Genomic DNA, 23670 nt, shown 5'->3' on the forward strand with positions numbered 1-23670 from the left:
GGTCAGCCGTTTTTTTAATGAAGAGGTTTTTGTTGATCAACCTTGCTAGGAGGCATTTGAACCTGCCCCTGAAGCGGTGCAAAAGCTGATGTCATGGCTGTCATGTCTTGTTTGGAAAGCTGAGGAACTTGATAGTAGCCATGCTTGTTTTGATACAAGAAAATTTCATAGGCCATTTCGATAAAGTTCGGGATCTGCGCAGCAAGCACACGTCTGACGACAGGGTTTGTAACTTCTAATGCGGACATGGAAAGTAACCCAGCGTGTGATTTGACTAGGCTGAGCATATGTCCTGTGATGCCTAAGTCTTTTACATCCTGTAATGACTGATTCGGCTTCTTCGGCTGAGTAGGTTTAATTCCGTATGTCACTTGTGTGTGTTCTTTCATCATATAAGTAGCTGTTTCTTCACTAGGCTTTTGGCCTGTAGAAAAACAATCTACAGTGACATTGTACTGGGATAAAACGAATTGATATTGTCGATCCAAGATGTCGGATAATGCAGGATCTTGAATAAATTGCCGCAGGATCATATATTGATCCAAAATATTAATCGTGCCGGCTAAAATTTCATGTAAATCGAATAACTCATGCCCGCCATGGTTGAGTTCAGGCTGCTGAGCGTTTCCTTGAAACATTGGCTGCTGATCGTTTTGCATTGAGATTCCTCCTTTTGTTTATACAATCTGTTTTAATGTGAGGATGTTTTCTCGTTTTCATGCAAAAAACATTATTTACAATTAGAGGGTTTTCTTTCTTTTTGTCGAAAAAAAGTATCAGACGAATGAACATGGGGGTACCAGATGCAGGACAAAATCATTAATCGTTTGATAGAAGACGAACATGTGCAGGCACCAGTGATCGGCATCGGTGTTTCGCCGTTTGAACAGCATCATCTTGAGGCTTTTTTTCAATCGTTGCCACCTGAATTAAATGCCTCTTTTATTGTTGTGCAAAATCATGTGACAGGCGATTGTATAACAGATTTAGAAGCACTTGTTTTACCGATTGGCTACCGGGCAAAAACGATTAAACATGGTGAGAAAGTCATGAAGAAGACCATCTATTTTTGTCCGCAGCATGCGGCTGTGACGTTAACAGAAGATCATCGGCTTCATGTATCAGAGCAGCTGCCAACAAACAAGGCATGTTCTGTCGACTCGCTTTTTAAGTCACTTGCCAGTGTTCAAAAGGAAGAGGCGTTTGCGATCTTTTTTCAAAAAGGTCATTGCGTGGGGAGTGGATTGCTTCGGTTGGTTGAGCAAGGCGGTACAGCCTTATCATGCAGTGAAGTAGAGAGTGTTTTTGACAGCATGTATCATCACACATTCAAAAATCCATCCACCCTTGCAGCTTATATGGCCAATATCATCAATGTCCCGTATGTGGATGAGACGGATCCAGCTTTACTAAGAATCATTGAACGTCTCGAAAGGTATAAAGGGATTGCCTTTTCCACCTATGAAAAGAAAAGGCTGCTTTCTGTTATTCAAAAACGCATGCGCACTGCAAATGAACCGATGTCATTATTAACAGAGTACGATCGTTTATTAGAAAGAGAACCAGATGAGCTTGATCGCCTGCATGCCCAGCTCCTAAGCGGCACGACTGCTTTCTTTAGAGATATGGAGGCTTTTCGAGTATGTGAACAGAAGGTGATCCCGTCAATCATTGACCATTCGATGAACAACGGGAAATCTCGATGCCGAATTTGGATTGCGGGATGTTCGACAGGGGAAGAAGCTTATTCTTTTACGATTTTATTTTTAGAAGAAATGAAGCGAAGAGATGTGTCCATTGAACTTCAAGTCTTTGCGACAGATATCAACCGAAAAGCCATTCAAATAGCTAGTAAAGGTCTTTATTCGATAGAGTCTATGGCAAGCATACCGGAAAAATGGCGGGCGCGATATTTCGAAAAAAAAGGTGACGCTTTTATTGTGAAGCAGTCGCTTAGAAAACATATTGTTTTTGCTCCTCACAATTTATTGATTGATTCACCTTTTATCCACCTCGATTTTATCAGTTGCCGAAATGTTCTGATGTACTTTGAGCCAGAAGTACAAAAACGAGTATTATCCCGATTCCAATATGCTTTAAAAGATCAAGGGGTGTTAATCTTAGGGCCAAATGAAACTGTTCCCAATATTCCTCGATTGTTTCAATTATTCAATGAGAAGTGGAACATTTACACCTATTCAAATGTTCCTGCATCTAGTGTCCCTTGGGTATGTGACGCTCGTGATGCCGAGTTAAAAAAGCGAGCTGCTCAATATATGGAAGAAGTGAGCGAAGAATATGACGCATGCATGGTGATCAATGATTGTGACAAAATTCTGGCGATGTCAAATGGGGCCTATTCCTTCTTAGACCGTACAGAAGTGTCAGATCAATCATGTGAATATGTCACACCTGATTATTTGAAAGAGATGTTGAGTCAAACCTTTCAAAAGGTATGGACGGACGAGACAGAGGTTGTGTTTCAGCATGTTCTCATTTCGGAAAAAGGAAAAAAGCAGTATGCGGATTTTATTGTAAAGAGTTTTGATCACCGTTTTAAAGGGGTATACGTCATTCTCATTCGAATGAATGAGAGAGGGAAAATTCAAGAGAACAGCAGGGAAAAAGGGATGCCAGATCAGAATTCAGTTTATCAACAGCGTATTGTCGATTTAGAAAATGAACTCAATGAAATTAAACAAAAAGAGCAGGAGGCAAGGGCTCAATTAAAAGTGAAAAACACGCAAATAGCGGAGCTTGAGAAAAAACATGAACATTTTATTAATATCATAAACAACTTAAGGGTAACAAGGGAAGAACTGTATAGACCTTCTGTTAAGCCTCAGCTTGCGACGTTGTTTGTGGACCGGGACATGAATATTCGCTATTACACTCCTACAGCCGCCTCTTTATTTACTTCAGCTCAAATAAGGCAACAGCAATCCTTTCAGGCGATGGCTAAGAAGCTTACGCAGGAAACGCTCTATCATGACATACAATCGGTTATCTCGGACAGGCGCGTCATCGAACGAGAAATTGAAACGAATGAAGGAGAACAATTCACTGTTCACATCACACCTATCTTTGATCAAGATCATGAGGGAGCGGTGATGACGTGGATTAAAATGACGGAAATGACAAAAATCAAACAGTCACTCCATCTAGCGGTAACAGCACTGGATAATAGCCATATCCATATTGTTGTTGCAACTGAGGAAGGGGTCATCCAATGCGTGAATCAGCGCTTTTGCCAGTTTGTACAGCAGCATGAATATGACCTGATCGGCAAAGATATTTTTTCTGTCTATCATTCGCTGTGTCAATGTGATGATTTAGAAAAGCAATGGGACGTTTGTTTAAAAGAAGGCAGCTGGACTGGTGAGCTTTACTTTCAGGATTTATCAGGCCGTGAACGATGGGAGAGGGTCTCTTTACACCGAATTGATGATCCTGACAAAATGCAGTCAACCGTGATGCGGATTTCAGAGGACATTACCAATCAAAAGCAGTCAGAGAAGATGCTGATGAAGTCAGAGATGCTGTCCGCAGTTGGTCAGCTTGCAGCCGGCATCGCCCATGAGATACGGAACCCGCTGACGTCGTTAAAGGGATTTTTACAGCTGATGATTCAAAGTAAGAAATATCAGAAGGATTATGCAGATGTCATGATGTCTGAATTTAATCGGCTTGAAGCGATTATTAATGAATTCCTTGTGCTCTCTAGAAGCAAATCGGTGAAATTTGAGCCGGTACATGTCAATCTTCTGCTCGAAGAAGTGATCATGGTCGTTGAATCACAGGCGGTTTTAAAAGGCGTGTCTATTCAGAAGAATTTATCTCCGTCGCTGCCAAACATTCAAGGTATACCAAATGAGCTGAAACAAGTTTTCTTAAACATTCTTAAAAACGGTATTGAAGCGATGGATGGTGTGACAGGTGTCATTCAAGTCACATCCGTATTGGAACATAATCAGATGATGCTGATTTTTGAAGACCAGGGAAAGGGCATACCAGAAGACGAAATAGGGAAACTGGGTGAACCTTTTTATACAACGAAAGAAAAAGGGACTGGCCTTGGTTTAATGATGACGATTAAAATCATTGAAAGCCATGGCGGCAGCATTCGTTTTGAAAGCAAAAGCTTTGAGGGGACACGAGTGATTATTACGTTTCCAATGAGCTGACAGACATAAGATTTACAAGAAATCCATCTACCATCAATATTTACTTAGTACACTATGAGAGATAAAGCTCGGAAGGGGAGGGTCTAATGAAACGTGTTCGATCCATTCGAATGATCTGCTGTCTGGTTTTAGTGATCTTTAGTCTGCAATCCTTACTGCCTGGCATGATCACAGCAGAACAAGCCATTGCGTCTGAAAAGAAGGAAACGGTTTGGAACCAAAAGAAGCCAATGAAAATCAAGAAAGCCCGTCAGCTGATCGGAGAGACGGTGACGGTGAGTGGAATTGTGACAGCAGACCAATCGGCTATAGGCAATGGGAAACTGTCAACGTACATTCAAGACAAATCAGCTGGAATCAATATTTATTCAGCACAGCAAAGCAATTTCCCAGAACTAAAAGCAGGCATGAAGGTGACAGTAACGGGGAAGATCACGTCTTATAAAGGACTGATTGAAATTGTGCCGGATCGAGACCGTCTGAAGATCGATGGTGTGAATCAAACTTTGCCAAAGCCGAAGCGAGTCTCCGTGAAACAACTAGAAACGGATCAGGCACGTAAACATGAAGGAAAACTTGTGAAGGTCAAAGGCTATGTTGAATCAAAACCAGAGCAGCCGGCTGGCGGTGGATACAATGTAGTGATCATTGATAAAAAATATCACAGCACCATCCTTAGAGTGATGGTGGATACTAGTGCCATTGATGAAGTAAAGACAGGGAAATGGTATGAGTTTACAGGAGTGCTAAGCAGATATGATACGCTGCAGGTGCTTCCAAGACACAAAGGTGATGTCAGTCTGCTGAAACGCCAGCCGAAGCCGCCAAAAATGAAGAAAGAATACGAGGCAACGGTTGACCGGGTGGTAGATGGAGATACGATTCATTTAAAGAAGCCTGTGCTTGGTACAACAAAGGTGCGCTTTGTGAATATGGACACGCCGGAAACGTACCATAAGCCAAAAAATGAATTAGATCAAAACCAGCTGCGTTTTGGACAAAAGGCGGCGGACTATTTAAATACGCTTCTTTCAAGCGGAGATAAAGTGACATTAAAGATTGGTCCTGAAGCGAAGGACGCCTATGGACGTCTTTTAGCTCAAGTGAAAACTAAAAAAGGGGTCAATACGAATTTAGAGCTTGTGAAAAAAGGATATGCCCCTACGTATTTCATCTGGCCGGTTGGAGATGAAAAGGACTATCAGACGTTCCAAAAAGCGGTCAAAGAGGCAAAAGAAAAAGGGCTGGGTATTTGGAATGAAGCGGATCCGCTGCTGGAACAGCCGTTTGAATTTAGAGCACGTGAACAGAAAAAAGGACTGACACGCTACGTCGGTGATTCATCAGCGAAAACGTACGTATCGCCTGACAGCTGGAAAGAAATCGCTGTAGATAAACGCATCTTTTTTGCTTCAAAAGAAGAAGCAGAACAGGCTGGCTATCAGCCGGCAGAGGAAGCTGGGGAAGTCCCGTTAACCATTTTAAGCATGAATGATTTACACGGAAAAATTGATCAACAATACGAGCTGGATCTAAAAGGTGATGGCAATAAAGGAACGTACGGACGGATGGATTATGTGGCGGCTTATATGAAACAGAAACAAGCAGCAAACAAAAATACGATCACAGTCCATGCTGGAGATATGATAGGCGGCAGCTCTCCAATATCGTCTCTTCTGCAAGATGAACCAACAGTTGAACTCATGGAGAACATTGGCTTTGATGTTGGCACGGTCGGCAACCATGAATTTGATGAAGGGGTGGACGAGCTATTACGTATCATAAATGGCGGAGATCATCCTAAAGGCACAAAGGGATATGACGGGCAGAATTTTCCGCTCGTTTGTGCAAACTGTGAATACAAGGATACAGGCAAACCACTTTTACCTGCTTATGAAATCATGGATGTCGAAGGAATTCCTGTAGCATTTATCGGTGTTGTGACAAAGTCAGCCGCAGGAATGGTCATGCCAGAAGGGATTAAAGACATTCAGTTTACAGATGAAGTCAAAGCCGTAAATGAAGCCGCTAAGGAACTAAAACAAAAAGGGATCAAGGCCATAGCGGTTTTAGCTCATATGACAGCCTCACAAAATGGAGACACCATCACTGGAGAAAGTGCGAAGCTTGCCAAAGAAGGCGATGATGAAATTGATGTCATCTTTGCAGGGCATAATCACGAAGTCGTAAACGGAGAGGTCAATGGGAAATTAATTGTTCAAGCCTTTGAATATGGGAAGGCCATTGGCGAAGTTAATATAACACTTGACCGGAAAACGAAGGATATTGTCAAAAAGAGTGCAAATATCCAGTACGTAGACCAGTCTGGTATTGAAAAGGACAAGGAAGCAGCCGGCATCCTAGCTCATTACGGGAAAGAAGTTGAGCCGATTATTAGTGAGGTAGTTGGAGAAGCTGGTATCAAAATGGAAGGCGGCTATTCAAATGATGGAGACACGCCGCTCGGTAATTTGATTGCTGATGGCATGAGGTATTCTATGAAAAGTGATTTTGCTATGATGAATGGCGGCGGCATCAGACAAAACCTTGAAAAAGGGCCGATTACGTGGGGAGATCTGTTTAATATTCAGCCTTTCGGCAACGTATTAGTTAAACTTGAGATTAAGGGAAAAGACTTGGCTGAGATCATTGAAGCGCAAATTTCTCCTCAATTTGGACCAGATTATAGCATTTCGGGCTTTTCATATTCCTATGATCCGGTAACATATAAAGTAGTCGACTTAAAGCTGCCAGATGGATCAGCCGTTGCGCTTGATCAAACATATACACTCACGGTGAATAACTTTATGGCAACTGCAACTGGCAGTAAGTATGCACCGATAGGAAGGCTGGGGAAAAATCCTGAAACAGGCCCAGAGGATTTAGAAGCCACTGTCGCTTTTGTGAAGAGCTTTGAAGGAGCTTCCATTGTGTATCAAAAAGAGGGACGCATTCAAAAAGCAAAACAAGAAGAAAAAGCAGCAAGCTAAAGAGCGTATCATCTAAGAGAAATGTAACAGGTAAAGGAGTTTAAGCATGAAAAAGTGGCTTGCACTTACTGTGATGACAGCAGGAATTGTCTTGCTCGGCTGGGGAATTTGGCAAATCGCCTCTACGCACCTTCAAACAGCACAATCATTAGAAGACGCGAAGAAAGCGGTAGCGGACGATCAGGGGATGTCAAAGAAGCAGTTTTCTCCTGATGTGGGGAAAGCCTCTGGCATCCTGACGATTCCGAAATTAAAAGCAGACCTACCCATTGTCGAAGGGACAGATGCGGATGATCTTGCCAAAGGAGTCGGGCATTACAAAGGCAGTTATTACCCTGATCAAAAGGGACAAATCGTCCTATCTGGCCATCGTGACACGGTATTTCGCCGAACAGGTGAATTGAATATTGGCGATCAGCTGAAAATCACTGTGCCGTATGGTGAGTTTGTTTATGAAATCACACATACGAAAATCGTGGATCAGCATGATACATCCATTATTACTTTGCAGAATAAAAAGGAAGAGCTCGTGTTAACGACATGCTATCCATTTCATTTCGTCGGCAATGCACCAGAGCGGTACATTATTTATGCAAAAAGAGCATCTGTCTAATGAAGAAAGAGCCTGCTTATTAAAAGCAGGCTCTTTTTTAATGAATGATCTCGTCCATGAGCTGGGACATATCTAGTGGAAGCGGTGCTTCTATGCTCAGTTGCTCACCTGTAAAAGGATGTGTCATGTCTACTTGTTTGGCGTGGAGAGCGCATCTGTTGATATGATGGCGAGCTCCGCCATAAAGTGTATCTCCGGCTAAAGGGTGCCCAAGACTGCTAAGATGGACTCGAATTTGATGTGTTCTTCCCGTCTCAAGTTGCAGCTTGACGGCTGTCATTTGCAGGCGTTTATTGATGTCCATGACCTGAAAGTGAGTGACAGCATTTTGACCAGTAGGAGAGATTCTTCGTCTGACGGCATGATGCTTGTCACGGCCGATCGCTGCCTCGATAGTGCCTTTCTTTTTCTTGAAAAGTCCTTCTGCGATAGCGATGTAGGTTCGGCTGATCGTTTTTTTAGAAAGCATTTGATCAAGCACAGCATGAGCTAATCTGTGTTTGGCAAAAATGACCGTGCCGCTTGTGTCTTGATCTAGTCTGTGAATATGTCTCACTCGCTTTTCCTCGCCATTTGCTTGAAAATGAAAGGCCACAAGGTTTGCCAGTGTGCCCGTTTGTCCCTTTTCATTCGGGTGCGTTGGTCGTCCAGCGGGCTTTTGCACAATCAATAAGTGCTCGTCCTCAAAGAGCACCTCTAATTCACCATATTCTGGCGTCACATCACTTTCTTCCGTTTCAAATAAATCGATCAGGATGTGATCGCCTGTACTGACTTTTGCCGCGTGATGGGCAGGCTTTTGATTTAAACGTATTTTTTGATGCTCCATCCAAAAATGGATAATCGGTTTTGAGGCCGACACGGCTGTTTTTAAAAACTGACTCAGTGAAGTGTCATGATCCTGCTCACCTGCTTTTAGCGAGAGCATGTGTCCGTTAATGTTCATGATATTCGTTCCTCTCTTTGGGTATATATAGGAAACACTTACCTTGGCGAACGCCTTTTTTTCTGTGCTATTCTGAATGGAGAAATAACGACAGAGAGGTAGATGCCACGTGAGAATAATGAAAGCTGCTACAGACCTGCAAGAGCAGGCAATTGAAGAAATATCAAAGGATGTTGAAGATCTTCTATCCCATGCTGTCGGTGAAAACCCAGCTGCGCGTCAACAAGAACGCCCGCTGACCTTTGTTGAAGGGGTTTATAACGGAACGATGAACGATGCTTTTCGTATTTTATCGGGACTTCAGCTATTACATACCATTATTGTAAAACCTAAACGCCATATTACAAAGCGTGATCGTGAGCTATTCGAGCGAAACCGTGAGCAGGTCAATGCATGCGGCTTTTCTTTTCCATTTGATTTAGACGATTTTGCCAGCCGCCGTCTTCAAAATGCGTAAAAGTTGGTGTGAACTTCCTTGTTAACTTACAAGGCTGCCGCACATACTATTTTTAAGGGAACGGAGAAACCTTTAGATCTGTAATACCAAACCCGCTCTTTTTCAACATTGCCTATTTCTCCACGAATCGGAGCGCTTGGATCTCTTGCAGAATAAACCGAACACGGGTAGGAGCCTGACAAAATTGGTACAGGCTCCTTTTATACATAATTATTTTAGCAGACATTCATCTTTGAAAGTCAATTTTATTCACGATATGATAGCATTGAGTATCATATTAAAGACTTTCGTAAAAAAAAGGAGTGGCCTCGTTGGTAAAGGCGATTATATTTGATTTTGACGGATTAATTTTAGATACAGAAACACATGAATATGAAGTTTTACAAGAAATGTTTGCAGAGCATGAGTCGGAGCTGCCTCTTTCTGTATGGGGCAACGTTATTGGGACGCAGGCAGGCTTTAAGCCTTTTGAATACTTAGAAAAGCAGCTAGGAAAGACGCTCGATCATGAGGCACTCACAGCGGACCGGCGTTCTCGTTTTCAAAAGAGAATGAAGGATGAATCAGCACGACCCGGTGTAGAAGCTTATTTACAGGCAGCGAAGGAGCTTGGAATTAAGATTGGACTTGCTTCCAGCTCAGACTATAAATGGGTGTCTGATCACCTGAAGCAAATTGGTCTTTTCGATTACTTTGAATGTATTCGCACGTCAGATGATGTGGAAGAAGTCAAACCAAATCCAGAGCTTTATTTGCAAACCGCAAGCTGCTTAGGTGTAGAGCCAAAGGATTGTGTGGCATTTGAGGATTCAGTGAATGGATCAATTGCTGCCAAACGCGCAGGCATGAAATGCGTCATCGTCCCAAATAAAGTGACGAGTACGCTGCAGTTTGAAGAATATGATGTCAGATTAGAATCCATGGCTGAAATCGAATTGCTCCAGCTATTCCATCAGCTTGAAAAAGAGGATCAGTAAGGGGGCAAAAACATCATGGCAGAAAAACTCGATTTAACGCGGTTTGAAAAAAGAATGGTGATCCGTAATATCCGGGAAGAAGATATTGACCGAATCATCGCGTTGCAGGAGGTATGCTTTCCGGGCATGGACCCTTGGAAACGAGAGCACCTTGAAAGCCATCTTGAGCATTTCCCAGAAGGTCAGTTTTGTGCTGAATTTGAGGGGGAAATCATTGGCTCTTGTTCAAGTTTATTAATTAACTTTGATGAATACGATGACCGTCATACTTGGCAGGACATCACAGATGATGGGTACATCACTAACCATAATCCAGATGGGATGAATATGTATGGGATTGAAGTGATGGTTAGTCCTGAATACCGCCGCATGAAAATTGGCCATCGTTTATATGAAGCAAGAAAAGACTTAGCGAGAAGATTAAATTTAAAAAGCATCATCATTGGCGGACGCATCCCGAATTATCATAAATACCAAGAGGAAATGACGCCTCGTCAATATGTGGAGCAGGTCATGCTTCACCAAATTTATGATCCTGTTTTATCTTTTCAGCTGTTAAATGAATTCAGCCTCATGCGGATCAATCCGAATTACTTGCCGGATGATAAGGCATCGAGCACATATGCGACGTTAATGGAATGGAACAACGTCGATTATCGTCCGCAATCGAAGAGATATTATAAATCGGCATTCCCAGTTCGTATTTGCGTCATTCAATATGCGATGAAACAAATTCATTCCTTCGAGGAATTCATGAATCAGGTGGAGTATTATGTTGATGTCGCATCAGATGCGTCAGCTGACTTTGCCGTATTCCCAGAAATCTTTACAACGCAGCTCATGTCTTACTTAGAGGAGCGCTCCCCAAGTCTTGCAGTGCAAAGGATCACAGAATATACCGAGGACTACATTAATTTGTTCACAGACCTTTCTGTGAAGTACAACATTAATATCATTGGTGGATCCCATTTCGTTGAAGAGGAAGGGAAAATCTACAATATCGCGTATTTATTTAGACGTGATGGAACGATTGAAAAGCAATATAAGCTCCATATCACACCGAATGAAAGAAAATGGTGGGGGATTTCAGCAGGTGATCAGGTTCGGGTATTTGATACGGACTGTGGTAAAATTGCGATCCAAATTTGCTACGATATTGAATTTCCTGAGCTTGCTCGGATTGCAGCTGATAAAGGAGCGAAAATTATTTTTACGCCGTTCTGTACAGAAGACCGCCAAGGCTATTTAAGAGTGCGTTACTGTGCTCAGGCTAGAGCGGTTGAAAACCAGATTTATACCGTAATCTCAGGAACTGTCGGAAACCTTCCGCAAACCGAAAATATGGATGTCCAATATGCACAGTCAGCAATTTTTGCCCCATCTGACTTTGAATTTGCAAGAGATGGGATTGTAGGAGAATGTAATCCGAATATAGAAATGGTTGTCGTTGGTGATGTCGATTTAGAAATTTTAAGAAGACAGCGGCAAGATGGAACGGTACGTCAGCTCAAAGACCGAAGAAGAGACGTGTACCATATTGAATATAAGAAATAATGAAAGGAAGCGCCTATCACAAGGCGCTTTTTTTTGATTAAGAGACATAGTAGCAGCACGAGCGCTGCTACCTGTTCAAGATTCATCGTCATTTTTTGCTTAAATAAGATGGAGAGCTTATTTTTTCATGCGATAAAGGGATGCCGGAGCAAAATCTGAATATACTGAAACGAGATCATGTGTTCAAAAAGGAGAGGAACATGGGACGACAAGCTAAACATTTGTATATCAATTTACCGGTAAAGCATGTCAAGGAATCAAAGGCTTTTTTTGAGCAGCTGGGTTTTGACTTTCAAGAGCAGCTGACGAATGATCAGGCAGCTTGTTTGGTCATTGGTGACACCATTACGGTTATGCTATTAACCCATAAGCATTTTCAAACCATCTCAGAAAAACAATTGGTGGATGCAAGGCAGGGATCAGAGGTCATTGTCTCTATGCGGGTTGATTCACGAAAAGAGGTCGATGAGCTGGTGGAGCAGGCGATGGCAGCAGGCGGATCACCGTTTAAGGAAAAGCAGGATCATGGGTTCATGTACGGTTGGAGCTTTCAGGATCTTGATGGTCATTTGTGGGAAGTGTTCTATTTGGATGAGGAGAGAAGCGGCCTTTCATAGGGTGCTTCTTTTTTATTGTTTAACAGTGGTATGATTATGAGGAAGAATAGGAATTCATCTAGAGAAAAGTAGGTGCAGCATGGAGTTTTTACTTGTCTTACTGCCAGTGTTCGGTATTTTCCTTATCGGGTATATTGGGCAGAAGGCTATTGGTTTTGACATACATACGCTCTCATCAATGTCTTTATATTTAATGTCACCATTTCTTGCGTTTGAAACCTTTTATCAAAACAAAGTGTCGATGGACTATGTGTACCTATCTATTTTTGTCGTCGGACTTTGTCTTTCACTTGTTTTATGTGTCTTTATTTTATCTCGTATTTATGGTTATTCGAAGGAAATGTATTGTGCCATGATTCTGTCGTCAGCATTTATGAACAATGGGAATTACGGCACGCCTGTTGTCCTGCTTGTCTTCGGAGCAGCAGGTTTAGATATTGCCATCGTCTTAATGGTGCTGCAGCAGCTTGTCATGAGTACGATCGGTATGTATTATGCAGCAAAGGGCGGAGAGGATGCAGGGGATGGGAAGGTCGTGCTGAAAAAAGTGCTGCGTATGCCGGTTGCATATGGAGCACTCCTCGGTCTATTATTTCAGCTGATGGATCTTACACTACCTAAAGAGGTAATGACGGGTGTCCAGCTTGTGGGAGATGCCGCCATACCGACGATTATGCTTATTTTAGGCATGCAGCTCGCCGTCATTTCTTTTAAGCAAGTGGATTATCGCAATATTTCTTATGCTGTATTGCTGAAGCTGTTTATCTCACCACTCATCGCATTTGGCTTTACACTCATTTTACCGGTAGATGATCTAGTGAAACAAATTATGATCTTAGTTGCAGCCATGCCGACAGCAGCAAATACCACGCTCATGGCTGTACAATTTCGAACGAAGCCTGAGTTTGTCTCAAGCACGACATTTCTCAGTACCGTTTTAAGCATTGTGACATTACCAGTTTTATTATGGATTTTATCTATGCACCCTCTGGGATAGGGGATAGGCGGCAAACAAAGGGGGACATATCAATGAATGCAGATGTTCATTTTCAAGTGAGTGATGTGTTGAAAACAAAGTATTTTGCCCATGCAAAAGTGTTAGCAGGAGAAAAGGGATTGTTTCGGCAGGTCAAATGGGTCCATGTGCTAGAAGTGCCTGCTGTAGAAGATTTGTTAAATGGGGGAGAGCTCATATTAACCACAGCCGCAGGCTTTCATGATCAATTGGATGTGTTTCAAGCATTTTTAAAACAGCTGATCGATTCTGGTGCGGCAGGCTTATGTATTGAATTTGTTCCGCTCAGATTCGATGTGCCGGAAGAACTGATTGCGTATGCAGAAGAAAGAGATTTTCCGCTGATTTTGTTTACAAAAGAAGTGAAATTCGTCAACATCACACAGCATCTCCATACGATGATGATTGAACGCCAGTATCAAATGATGGCTGATCTAGAAGCACTATCATCAAAGCTGAATGAGCTTTTGCTGACTCCCCATCCGCAGATGGATATTTTGGACCAAGTGTATCAGCACGTAAGGGGCATTCTTTTACTCATTCCTGTTCAGGGGGAGCCGATTATTTTATGTGATTCCTCTAAACAAACCGAAGAGATGGTCATGAATTATTTACAGTTTGCTTCCTTGCCAAAAGGATACGAAGTGACCAAAAAAGAAGTGCTTGCACTCAAGCAAACATTTGCAGACCTTGTGCTCATTCATCAAACAAACACACTCTCAGAATTCGAATTGCTCGTAATGGATAAAGGAGCAAATGCTCTGGCCCAGCAAACGCTAAGAGAGCTTTATACAGAAGAATTGAAGAAGACAAAAGAGAACGAATGGCTGCAAAAATGGTTCCAAGAAGAGCATACAGAAAGAGATATTTTAGAGCATCTTGAAGAAACAGAAGGATTGAAAAAGCCAACCGGCTGTGTGGTGATGCTCTTTCAAAAGCATCATCAAATCGAAGAAATCGCAGGAAATCTATATTTTCTCGTATCGTGCCGCTCTATCTTTCAGCGAGCAGGTTTCCATTTGATTCCGTATGAGCATCAAGGACAAACCTTGTTTATTTTATTGAACACGAGAAAGAAGGAGGATTGGAAAGAGCGTGCAGAGAGGGCTGCGAGTGACATCAAACAATTGTATGAGCGCGAGCAGCCCCGCGGAACTGTGATCAATTTTGGCATCGGTCCATATTGTGAACAGTTTCAGCATATGAGAAAAAGTTTTCAAGCAGCCAAAGAAGTGCTGCATTTAAAGAAAGTGATGCCCCAGCGTGTGGAAAGCCCATTTTATCAAGATTTGCATATGCTCCGTCTTATGCCTGTCATGAAGGAAAGCGGACTGCTTGAATGTATGGTGAAAGAGTATTTGGAGCCTGTCATTTTATATGATAAGCAAAATAGCGGAAGACTTTATCAAACGCTGAATATCTTTTTACAGACAAACGGTTCTAAAAAGGAAACTGCAAGCCAGCTCTATATTGTCAGGCAGACGCTTTATCATAGACTAGATAAACTGCAAGCATTGCTTGGCGAGGATATGATGCAGGCACCGAAACGACAGGCGCTTGAATTTGCGATTCTTGCATATGAATTCCTGCAAGGAAATGACCGTTAACGAGGTATGTTAGATTTGCTAAGCATCCGAGTAGAGTGTCTTACCGTTCTTTTCAATCAGTTGACGATCTGTCTAATGTAATGGGCCCGGCCCCTTTTTTATAATGAAAGTAATGGTTGGTTCTCTCTTACGGGCGGCCTAGTTTCAGTTTCATATGCCTCCCTTTTCAGCCATATAATGAATAGAGGGGCAATGTGCTGCTGAACCGGTTTAAGCTTCTTTAATGATGAAAACGGATACATGGGGGTCGGGAAGATGAAAATACATGAGCAGGCTCAAAATCTTCAGGCGAAAGATGATCAGTTGATCTGGCATCATATGAAAGGGACAAACAAGGAAAATGAAAGCATGGTCATTCACGAGGCAGAAGGCGCATGGGTGACTGATATTCACGGGAATCGCTATTTAGACGGGATGTCAGGTCTTTGGTGTGTAAATGCCGGTTATGGCAGAAAAGAGCTTGCAGAAGCGGCATATGAGCAGCTAAATACAATGCCTTACTATCCGCTGACGCAAAGCCATGTGCCAGCGATTCAGTTGGCTGAAAAGCTAAATGAATGGCTTGGCGGGGACTATGTCATCTTCTTTTCTAACAGCGGTTCTGAAGCCAATGAAGCCGCATTTAAGATCGCCAAACAATATCATGCGCAAAAAGGAGAGAGCACAAGAACAAAGTTCATCTCCAGGTATCGGTCGTATCACGGTAATACCGCAGCAGCTCTTGCTGCAACGGGGCAGGCGCAGCGTAAATATAAATATGAACCATTAGGTCAAGGCTTTATCCATGTCGCACCGCCTGATATGTATCGTCATCCTGAGGATCAAGAGACATTGGCAAGTGCAGCGGCAATCGATCAAGCCATGACGTGGGAACTAAGTGAGACCATTGCTGGGGTCATTATGGAACCGATTATTACAGGCGGCGGTATCTTAATGCCACCAAAAGGGTATTTGAAGAAGGTCAAAGACATCTGTGAGGCTCATGGAGCGCTTCTCATTGTGGATGAAGTCATCTGCGGCTTTGGCCGGACAGGGAAGCGGTTTGGTTTTATGCATGAAGATGTAAAGCCGGACATCATCACAATGGCAAAAGGGATCACAAGCGGCTATTTACCTCTTTCTGCAACGTGCGTGAAACGAGAAATCTATGAAGCCTACGCAGGAGAAGATACGTATGACAGGCTGCGCCATGTAAATACATTTGGCGGTCACCCTGCTTCTTGTGCGGTTGCCCTTGCCAACCTAGAGATCATGGAAAACGAGAAATTAGTAGAACGGTCTGACACACTTGGGCAAGACATGCTTGAACGTTTACAAGAGTTAAAAGAGCATCCATTTGTCGGTGATGTCAGAGGGAAAGGCCTGCTGTTTGGTATTGAACTTGTTCAGGATCAACAGTCTAAAAAACCGGCTGCTCCACAGGTTGTCGGTCAATTGATTGCAGAATGTAAAAAACGCGGACTGATCATCGGGAAAAATGGTGATACGGTTGCCGGCTATAATAACGTTGCCCAGCTTGCACCGCCGCTAAATATAACAGCCGAAGACGCTTCATTTATTATCAACACGCTAAAAGAAAGCATGGCACAGTTATAGCAGAGAGATTTCTCTGCTTTTTTCTATGGGAAGAGCACATACATTAAGATCTGCTAGGTGCAATCGGCATTGGATACACTAGGTGTATTGAAAAATAGAAGAGATTCTATTACTGTTAGGAGAAGACTGAACCAATACACTATAGAAGGAGACGGCATATGAGTTTTCATGATCAACCCATTCTACCTGCTGTTCGCAATATGAAGCAATTTGAGGAATTTTTAAAAAGTCCATTTACATATGGGGTCTTACTTGATGTGCATTTAGGCCGGCTAAAGGGCATTATGAATGAGGCAAATGCCCATCATAAAAAAATGTTTGTCCATGTCGATCTCATTCATGGGATCAAACATGATGAGTATGGAACGGAATTTATTTGTCAGGAAATGAAGCCGGCAGGAATTATTTCTACTAGGTCTTCTGTCATAGTAAAAGCCAAGCAAAAAAAGGTATATGCCATTCAGCGAATGTTTTTACTTGATACAAGTGCGATGGAAAAAAGCATGGAGTTCGTAGGAAAACACCGCCCAGATTTTATTGAAGTATTGCCAGGGGTCGTACCGGATTTAATTACAGAAGTGCGCGAGCGAGCTGGGATTCCAATATTTGCAGGCGGGTTTATCCGTACAAAAGAAGATGTAGAAAGAGCGCTTGAAGCGGGAGCTACAGCTGTGACAACATCGAATACAGCCCTTTGGAAAGCGTTCCAAAAGTGAAAAAGATAAAATGTGAAAATTGATTGACAACGTTTTCATCCTCTGATACTATAGCACTAAGTTAATATCATGTGATGGAGAAACGGAGATCCACAACAGCGCTTTACTAGGTGACAAATGACCCTGATGTAAAGTATGTTTGTTGTGGATCTTTTTTCTTTATCTTTTTTTACACATTCATAGGGGATGGCAACTGAACCAGAGGAGGAATTTTCATGACACCATTTTGGGGTGAAGTCGTAGGTACAATGCTTCTCATTATTTTTGGAGGCGGTGTATGTGCGGCAGTCAATTTAAAGAAATCGCTCGCATATCAGTCCGGCTGGATTGTAATCGCTTTCGGATGGGGATTTGCAGTAGCCATAGCAGCTTATGCAACAGGTGGAATCAGCGGAGCACATTTGAATCCAGCACTAACAATTGGGCTTGCACTAGAAGGAAGTTTTCCTTGGGCTGATGTACCAATGTATATTGCCGGTCAAATGCTTGGCGCATTAATAGGAGCTATTATTGTCTTTTTACATTACTTACCGCACTGGAAAGCAACAGACGATCCCGGTGCAAAGCTGGGTGTATTCTCAACTGGTCCTGCGATTCCGCATACTTTTGCAAACGTACTTAGTGAAGTCATCGGTACATTTGTATTGGTTCTAGGAATCTTAGCGATTGGTGCAAATAAATTCGCAGACGGAATCAATCCGCTGATTGTTGGATTCTTAATTGTCGCAATTGGTCTTTCTTTAGGTGGAACAACTGGTTATGCAATCAATCCTGCACGTGATTTAGGTCCGAGAATTGCACATGCGATTCTGCCGATTCCAGGTAAAGGTCCATCGAATTGGAAGTATGCTTGGGTGCCAGTCGTTGGTCCAATTTTAGGCGGCGCATTTGGCGGTGTTTTCTACAATGCAGCTTTTAAAGCGAACATCACACCAGCCTTTTGGATTGTAAGCGTTATTTTAGTTGTGGTATTGTTAGGACTCTATGTCTCTACGAAAAATCAAACAAATGCTGTAAATGAAAGTATGTAAGGGGAGGAAAACACCATGGCAAAAGAAAAATATATTCTCGCTTTAGATCAAGGGACAACAAGCTCAAGAGCGATCTTATTTGATCAAGAAGGCAAAATTGCACATACAGCTCAGAAGGAATTTAATCAATATTTTCCGAACCCAGGCTGGGTAGAACATAATGCAAATGAAATTTGGAGTTCTGTTCTATCCGTCATTTCAACTGCTTTAATTGAATCAGGCATTGAAGCAGATCAAATCGCCGGTATCGGAATTACGAACCAGCGTGAGACAGCTGTTGTTTGGGATAAACATACAGGCGCACCCGTTTATAATGCAATTGTTTGGCAGTCTAGACAAACGTCAGGCATTTGTGAAGAGTTAAAAGCGCAAGGACACAATGAAACGTTTAGAAATAAAACAGGTCTTCTCATTGATGCTTATTTCTCAGGGACAAAAGTAAAATGGATTTTAGACAATGTAGAAGGTGCTCGTGAGAAAGCAGAAAATGGCGACTTGCTGTTTGGCACAATTGATACATGGCTCATTTGGAAGATGACAGGCGGTCAATCACACGTCACAGATTACTCCAACGCGTCAAGAACGTTAATGTTCAACATTTACGATCTGAAATGGGATGAAGAATTACTTGAGATCCTTGGCGTACCTGCTTCTATGCTTCCAGAGGTGAAACCATCTTCACACATCTATGGTGAAACAACAGACTATCACTTCTTCGGCAGAAATATCCCGATTGCAGGAGCGGCGGGAGACCAGCAGTCTGCACTATTCGGTCAGGCTTGCTTTGAAGAAGGAATGGCGAAGAACACGTATGGCACAGGATGTTTCATGTTGATGAATACAGGGGAAAAAGCAATTAAGTCGGATCATGGTTTATTAACGACAATTGCATGGGGCATTGACGGTAAAGTTGAATATGCTTTAGAAGGAAGTATTTTCGTAGCTGGTTCAGCGATTCAGTGGCTGCGCGACGGACTGAGAATGTTTAAAGACTCAAAAGACAGCGAAGCCTATGCGGAGCGCGTTGAGTCAACAGACGGCGTATATGTCGTTCCAGCATTTGTTGGTCTAGGCACACCATACTGGGACAGTGATGTCAGAGGCGCTGTATTCGGATTAACACGCGGTACTTCTAAAGAGCACTTTGTCCGTGCAACGTTAGAATCACTTGCTTATCAAACAAAAGATGTTTTAGATGCGATGGAAAAGGATTCAAACATCTCATTAAAAACTTTGCGTGTGGATGGCGGAGCTGTAAAGAATGATTTCTTAATGGGCTTCCAAAGTGATTTGCTGGATGTACCAGTAGAGCGTCCAGAAATTAATGAAACGACGGCACTCGGTGCGGCCTATCTTGCGGGAATAGCAGTTGGCTTCTGGAACGACCGTTCAGACATTGCAAAACAATGGAACCTTGACAAGCGCTTTGACCCTAAAATGGAAGAGGACAGCCGTGACTCGTTATACAGCGGGTGGAAAAAGGCTGTAAAAGCAGCTCAAGCTTTCAAATAAACCAAAAGTATGGTATACTTCAAGTAAGTTAATAGAACGGTTGGAGAACTGGAGAGACCGCAGGCACCGAAGTGTAGAAATACGCTTTGGGTGTTTGCGGTCTCTTTTTCTTTACCGTACAACATGGGAGGAACAAGAGATGACTTTTTCTAGCTTAGAAAGAGAACAAATGCTTCAGGAAATGACAAAAAAACCATATGATGTGTTTATCATTGGTGGGGGTATAACAGGCGCTGGTACAGCACTTGACGCGGCTTCACGCGGAATGCGTGTCGGTCTTGCAGAAATGCAGGATTTCGCAGCAGGTACGTCCAGCCGCTCAACGAAACTAGTGCACGGCGGACTTCGTTATTTAAAACAATTTGAAGTGAAAATGGTCGCAGAGGTCGGTAAAGAGCGTGCCATTGTATACGAAAATGGTCCTCATGTGACAACGCCAGAATGGATGCTTCTTCCGATGCATAAAGGCGGGACATTTGGTAAGTTTTCAACCTCTATTGGACTTAGAGTGTATGACTTTTTAGCTGGCGTAAAGCATAGCGAACGCAGAAGCATGCTAAGTGCGAAAGAAACACTTGAAAAAGAACCGCTTGTCAAAAAGGACGGCTTAAAAGGCGGCGGCTACTATGTTGAATACCGTACAGATGATGCACGCCTCACAATTGAAGTCATGAAAGAGGCTGTGAAATTCGGAGCGGAAGCGGTCAACTATGCGAAAGTAAAAGAATTTATTTATGATAAAGGCAAAGTGGTTGGTGTTGTCATTGAAGATGTCATGACGCAGAAAACATACGATGTGTATGCGAAGAAGATCGTCAACGCGACAGGTCCATGGGTAGATCAGCTGAGAGACAAGGACCACTCAAAAGAAGGAAAACACTTACAGCATACAAAAGGAATTCACTTAGTATTTGACCAATCGGTCTTCCCATTAAAACAAGCGATTTACTTTGACACGCCTGATAAACGTATGGTCTTTGCCATTCCAAGAGAAGGCAAAACGTACGTTGGAACAACAGATACAGTATACAAAAAACAGCTGGAGCACCCGCGTATGACAAAAGCCGATCGTGACTATGTCATCCAAGCGATTCAGTACATGTTCCCTGACCTCAATATTACAGAAAAAGATGTAGAATCCAACTGGGCCGGTCTTCGTCCGCTCATTCATGAAGAGGGCAAAGACCCTTCAGAAATTTCTCGTAAAGATGAAGTGTGGACATCATCTTCAGGCTTAATCACCATTGCTGGCGGTAAATTAACAGGCTACCGTAAAATGGCTGAGCATATTGTCGATCTAGTACGTGATGGATTGAAACAGGAAACGGGCAAAGATTACGGACCATGTAAAACAAAGCATATGCCAATCTCAGGCGGCCATGTAGGCGGATCTAAAAACATGGCAGCCTTTGTTCAAGCGAAAACAGCAGAAGGCGCATCTGTTGGTTTAACAGAACCGATTGCACAAAAACTAGCTGAAAAATATGGTTCAAACGTCAGCAGTGTCTACAAACGAGTAGAGCAGCTTCAAGGGGAAGCAGACAAACGAAACATTCCAGCATATGTGCTGGCAGAGCTTGTCTATGCGATCGAAGAAGAACTAGCTGTAACACCTGTCGATTTCTTCTTAAGAAGAACAGGAAGCCTATTATTTAATATCAATTGGGCAAAAAAATACGCACAGCCTGTTGTTGACTACATGGCAGAGCGTTTTGGCTGGGATGAAGCAGCAAAACAGAAACATCAAACAGAATTAGATCAACTATTCCATGAAGCAGTCGTACCGCTTGATGCTGAATAAAAAGAAGACAAAGGGTTAAAGCAAGATCATTTTAGCCCTTTGTCAACAATCTCAAAGCCGATCATGTATCGGCTTTTTTTATTTGTGCAACATTTTTTCCAACTGCTAATGATATAGCATGACATAAAGGATGATTCCATATAAAATAACAGTAGATGTTATTTTATTGATGATAAGAGCTGGGGAGGACGACCATGAGTTGGAAGACGAATTATGAGCGATGGATCAATGAGAAGCACCTGGATACTGAATTAAAGGAATGGCTGGAGACGCATCAAGATGACCACCAGGCACTTGAAGACTGTTTCTACAAAAACCTTGAGTTCGGCACTGGAGGAATGCGCGGTGAGATTGGTGCAGGCACGAACCGAATGAATGTGTACACTGTTCGTAAAGCATCAGCAGGTCTTGCTACGTATATTGCGAAACATGGAGAGGATGCAAAAAATAGAGGCGTCGCCATTGCATATGATTCACGCCATAAATCGCCTGAATTTGCGATGGAAGCAGCCAAAACACTTGCTTCACAAGGCATTCAAACGTACGTATTTGATGAATTGCGTCCGACACCAGAGCTCTCCTTTGCGGTTCGTGAACTGCATGCATTTGCTGGAATCGTCGTGACAGCAAGTCATAATCCACCAGAATATAATGGCTATAAAGTGTATGGTGAAGATGGCGGGCAGCTTCCTCCATTTGAAGCAGATCAAGTCATTCAAGAAGTAGATGCAATTGAAAATGAACTGTCGATTTCAGTTGACTCTGAAGAAACGTTGAAACAGCAAGGGCTGATCAAAATAATCGGAGAAGAAATCGACCATGCTTATATTGAAAAATTAAAAACCATTAGTGTGCACCCTGAGCTGGCACATGAGGTCGATGTCAAAGTCGTGTTTACTCCGCTTCATGGGACAGCCAATCACCCTGTCAGAAACGGGCTGCAGGCTCTTGGATATCAGCATGTCACTGTTGTGCCTGAGCAGGAAAAACCAGATCCACAATTCTCAACAGTGACCTCGCCGAATCCAGAGGAGCATGCAGCATTTGAGTACGCCATCAAGCTTGGTGAAAAACAAAATGCAGATATCCTTATTGCCACAGACCCAGATGCTGACAGGTTAGGCATTGCGGTCAGAGATCACGAAGGAGAATTTACCGTCTTAACAGGTAACCAAACAGGCGCTCTGCTGCTCCATTATTTATTGTCTGAAAAACAAAAGCTGGGTCAGCTGCCGCCTCGTTCCGTTGTGATGAAAACCATTGTTACAAGTGAGCTTGGGCGCGCTGTAGCATCAGCTTTTGGTGCCGACACGATAGACACACTCACAGGCTTTAAATTTATTGGAGAAAAAATTAAGCAGTATGAAAAGAGCGGAGAATACACGTTTCAATTCGGTTATGAAGAGAGCTATGGCTATTTGATCGGTGACTTTGCCCGAGATAAAGATGCGGTGCAAGCGGCACTTTTAGCCGTTGAAGTCGCTGCTTTCTATAAAAAGCAGGGCAAGTCCTTGTACGATGCGCTTGTCGATATTTTCAAGCAGTTTGGATTTTACCGGGAAGGATTAAAGTCGTTAACCTTAAAAGGAAAAGAAGGAGCAGAGCAGATTTCAGCGATCCTTCATACCTTTAGAACAAACCCGCCAGCTGCCATCGCAGGGCAGCGCATCACAGTGATTGAGGATTATCAATCAAGTCAAAGACAACTTGTGGCTGAAAAGAAAGAGGAAACCATTCACCTGCCAGCATCAAATGTGCTGAAATACTTCCTTGAGGATGGTTCGTGGTTCTGCTTAAGACCTTCCGGCACTGAGCCTAAAGTGAAATTTTATATTGCAGTCAAAGGCACGTCTTTAACAGATAGTGAAGAAAAGTTAAAGCATTTGTCAGAAGAAGTGATGAAAGTCGTTTATGATATTGTGGAAGAAACAGCGAAATAACGAAAGACAAGGCCGTCGTGTATGAATACATGATGGCTTTTTCTCAGCCAAAAGGATGAGAAGAAATCATTCTTTTGGAGAAAGGGCGACGAGGGGGCCCATGGTATAATGAGC

Annotated in this window: 17 protein-coding genes; 15 read left to right on the top strand and 2 right to left on the bottom strand. The window is 42.8% G+C overall.

Annotation, left to right across the window (positions count from 1 at the left end; all coding sequences use genetic code 11):
• Positions 1-14: 14 nt before the first annotated feature.
• Positions 15-659, bottom strand: a complete 645-nt coding sequence (locus ASE42_RS05665; protein WP_056766017.1) for a spore coat protein — start codon at positions 657-659, stop codon at positions 15-17.
• 144 nt (positions 660-803) lie between these two features.
• Here ASE42_RS05665 and ASE42_RS05670 point away from each other — a divergent pair, with 144 nt between their 5' ends.
• The 3 genes from ASE42_RS05670 to ASE42_RS05680 all read left to right on the top strand — a co-directional run bounded on the left by ASE42_RS05670 (position 804) and on the right by ASE42_RS05680 (position 7787).
• Positions 804-4184: a CheR family methyltransferase gene (locus ASE42_RS05670; RefSeq protein ID WP_056766019.1), complete on the top strand. Its 3381-nt coding sequence runs from the start codon at positions 804-806 to the stop codon at positions 4182-4184.
• Positions 4185-4270: 86 nt separating this feature from the next.
• Positions 4271-7174: a 5'-nucleotidase C-terminal domain-containing protein gene (locus tag ASE42_RS05675; RefSeq protein ID WP_056766021.1), complete on the top strand. Its 2904-nt coding sequence runs from the start codon at positions 4271-4273 to the stop codon at positions 7172-7174.
• Positions 7175-7220: 46 nt separating this feature from the next.
• Positions 7221-7787: a class D sortase gene (locus tag ASE42_RS05680; RefSeq protein ID WP_041089565.1), complete on the top strand. Its 567-nt coding sequence runs from the start codon at positions 7221-7223 to the stop codon at positions 7785-7787.
• A 37-nt stretch (positions 7788-7824) separates the two neighbouring features.
• Here the strand turns inward: ASE42_RS05680 and ASE42_RS05685 are convergent, their stop codons facing one another.
• Positions 7825-8733: an RluA family pseudouridine synthase gene (locus ASE42_RS05685; RefSeq protein WP_056766022.1), complete on the bottom strand. Its 909-nt coding sequence runs from the start codon at positions 8731-8733 to the stop codon at positions 7825-7827.
• Positions 8734-8842: 109 nt separating this feature from the next.
• Here ASE42_RS05685 and ASE42_RS05690 point away from each other — a divergent pair, with 109 nt between their 5' ends.
• From ASE42_RS05690 to ASE42_RS05745, 12 genes are all read left to right on the top strand, one after another.
• Positions 8843-9190 (top strand): DUF5365 family protein, encoded by a 348-nt coding sequence (locus ASE42_RS05690; RefSeq protein WP_056766024.1) that lies wholly within the window; start codon positions 8843-8845, stop codon positions 9188-9190.
• A gap of 311 nt (positions 9191-9501) precedes the next feature.
• The gene (locus ASE42_RS05695) at positions 9502-10167 is read left to right on the top strand and encodes an HAD family hydrolase (protein WP_024425309.1); all 666 of its coding nucleotides are present in this window, start codon (positions 9502-9504) and stop codon (positions 10165-10167) included.
• A gap of 15 nt (positions 10168-10182) precedes the next feature.
• Complete coding sequence (locus ASE42_RS05700; protein ID WP_012009394.1) at positions 10183-11721, top strand: bifunctional GNAT family N-acetyltransferase/carbon-nitrogen hydrolase family protein; 1539 nt, start codon at positions 10183-10185, stop codon at positions 11719-11721.
• A gap of 200 nt (positions 11722-11921) precedes the next feature.
• Positions 11922-12338, top strand: coding sequence for a VOC family protein (locus ASE42_RS05705; RefSeq protein ID WP_024425308.1), 417 nt, complete (start codon positions 11922-11924; stop codon positions 12336-12338).
• A gap of 79 nt (positions 12339-12417) precedes the next feature.
• Complete coding sequence (locus ASE42_RS05710; protein ID WP_024425307.1) at positions 12418-13335, top strand: AEC family transporter; 918 nt, start codon at positions 12418-12420, stop codon at positions 13333-13335.
• 32 nt (positions 13336-13367) lie between these two features.
• Entirely contained in the window at positions 13368-14960 is a 1593-nt protein-coding gene (locus ASE42_RS05715; RefSeq protein ID WP_024425306.1) for a PucR family transcriptional regulator, read from the top strand.
• 255 nt (positions 14961-15215) lie between these two features.
• Positions 15216-16556, top strand: coding sequence for an aspartate aminotransferase family protein (locus ASE42_RS05720; protein WP_056766027.1), 1341 nt, complete (start codon positions 15216-15218; stop codon positions 16554-16556).
• A 158-nt stretch (positions 16557-16714) separates the two neighbouring features.
• Entirely contained in the window at positions 16715-17272 is a 558-nt protein-coding gene (locus tag ASE42_RS05725) for a glycerol-3-phosphate responsive antiterminator (RefSeq protein ID WP_024425304.1), read from the top strand.
• A gap of 215 nt (positions 17273-17487) precedes the next feature.
• Positions 17488-18303 (top strand): MIP/aquaporin family protein, encoded by an 816-nt coding sequence (locus tag ASE42_RS05730; RefSeq protein WP_024425303.1) that lies wholly within the window; start codon positions 17488-17490, stop codon positions 18301-18303.
• A 15-nt stretch (positions 18304-18318) separates the two neighbouring features.
• Positions 18319-19815, top strand: a complete 1497-nt coding sequence (gene glpK, locus ASE42_RS05735) for a glycerol kinase GlpK (protein WP_024425302.1) — start codon at positions 18319-18321, stop codon at positions 19813-19815.
• A gap of 139 nt (positions 19816-19954) precedes the next feature.
• Positions 19955-21616, top strand: a complete 1662-nt coding sequence (gene glpD / locus ASE42_RS05740; protein WP_024426602.1) for a glycerol-3-phosphate dehydrogenase — start codon at positions 19955-19957, stop codon at positions 21614-21616.
• A gap of 194 nt (positions 21617-21810) precedes the next feature.
• Complete coding sequence (locus ASE42_RS05745; RefSeq protein WP_056766029.1) at positions 21811-23556, top strand: phospho-sugar mutase; 1746 nt, start codon at positions 21811-21813, stop codon at positions 23554-23556.
• Positions 23557-23670: the final 114 nt, after the last annotated feature.

This window comes from Bacillus sp. Root920, assembly GCF_001429445.1.
GTDB lineage: Bacteria > Bacillota > Bacilli > Bacillales > Bacillaceae > Bacillus > Bacillus safensis.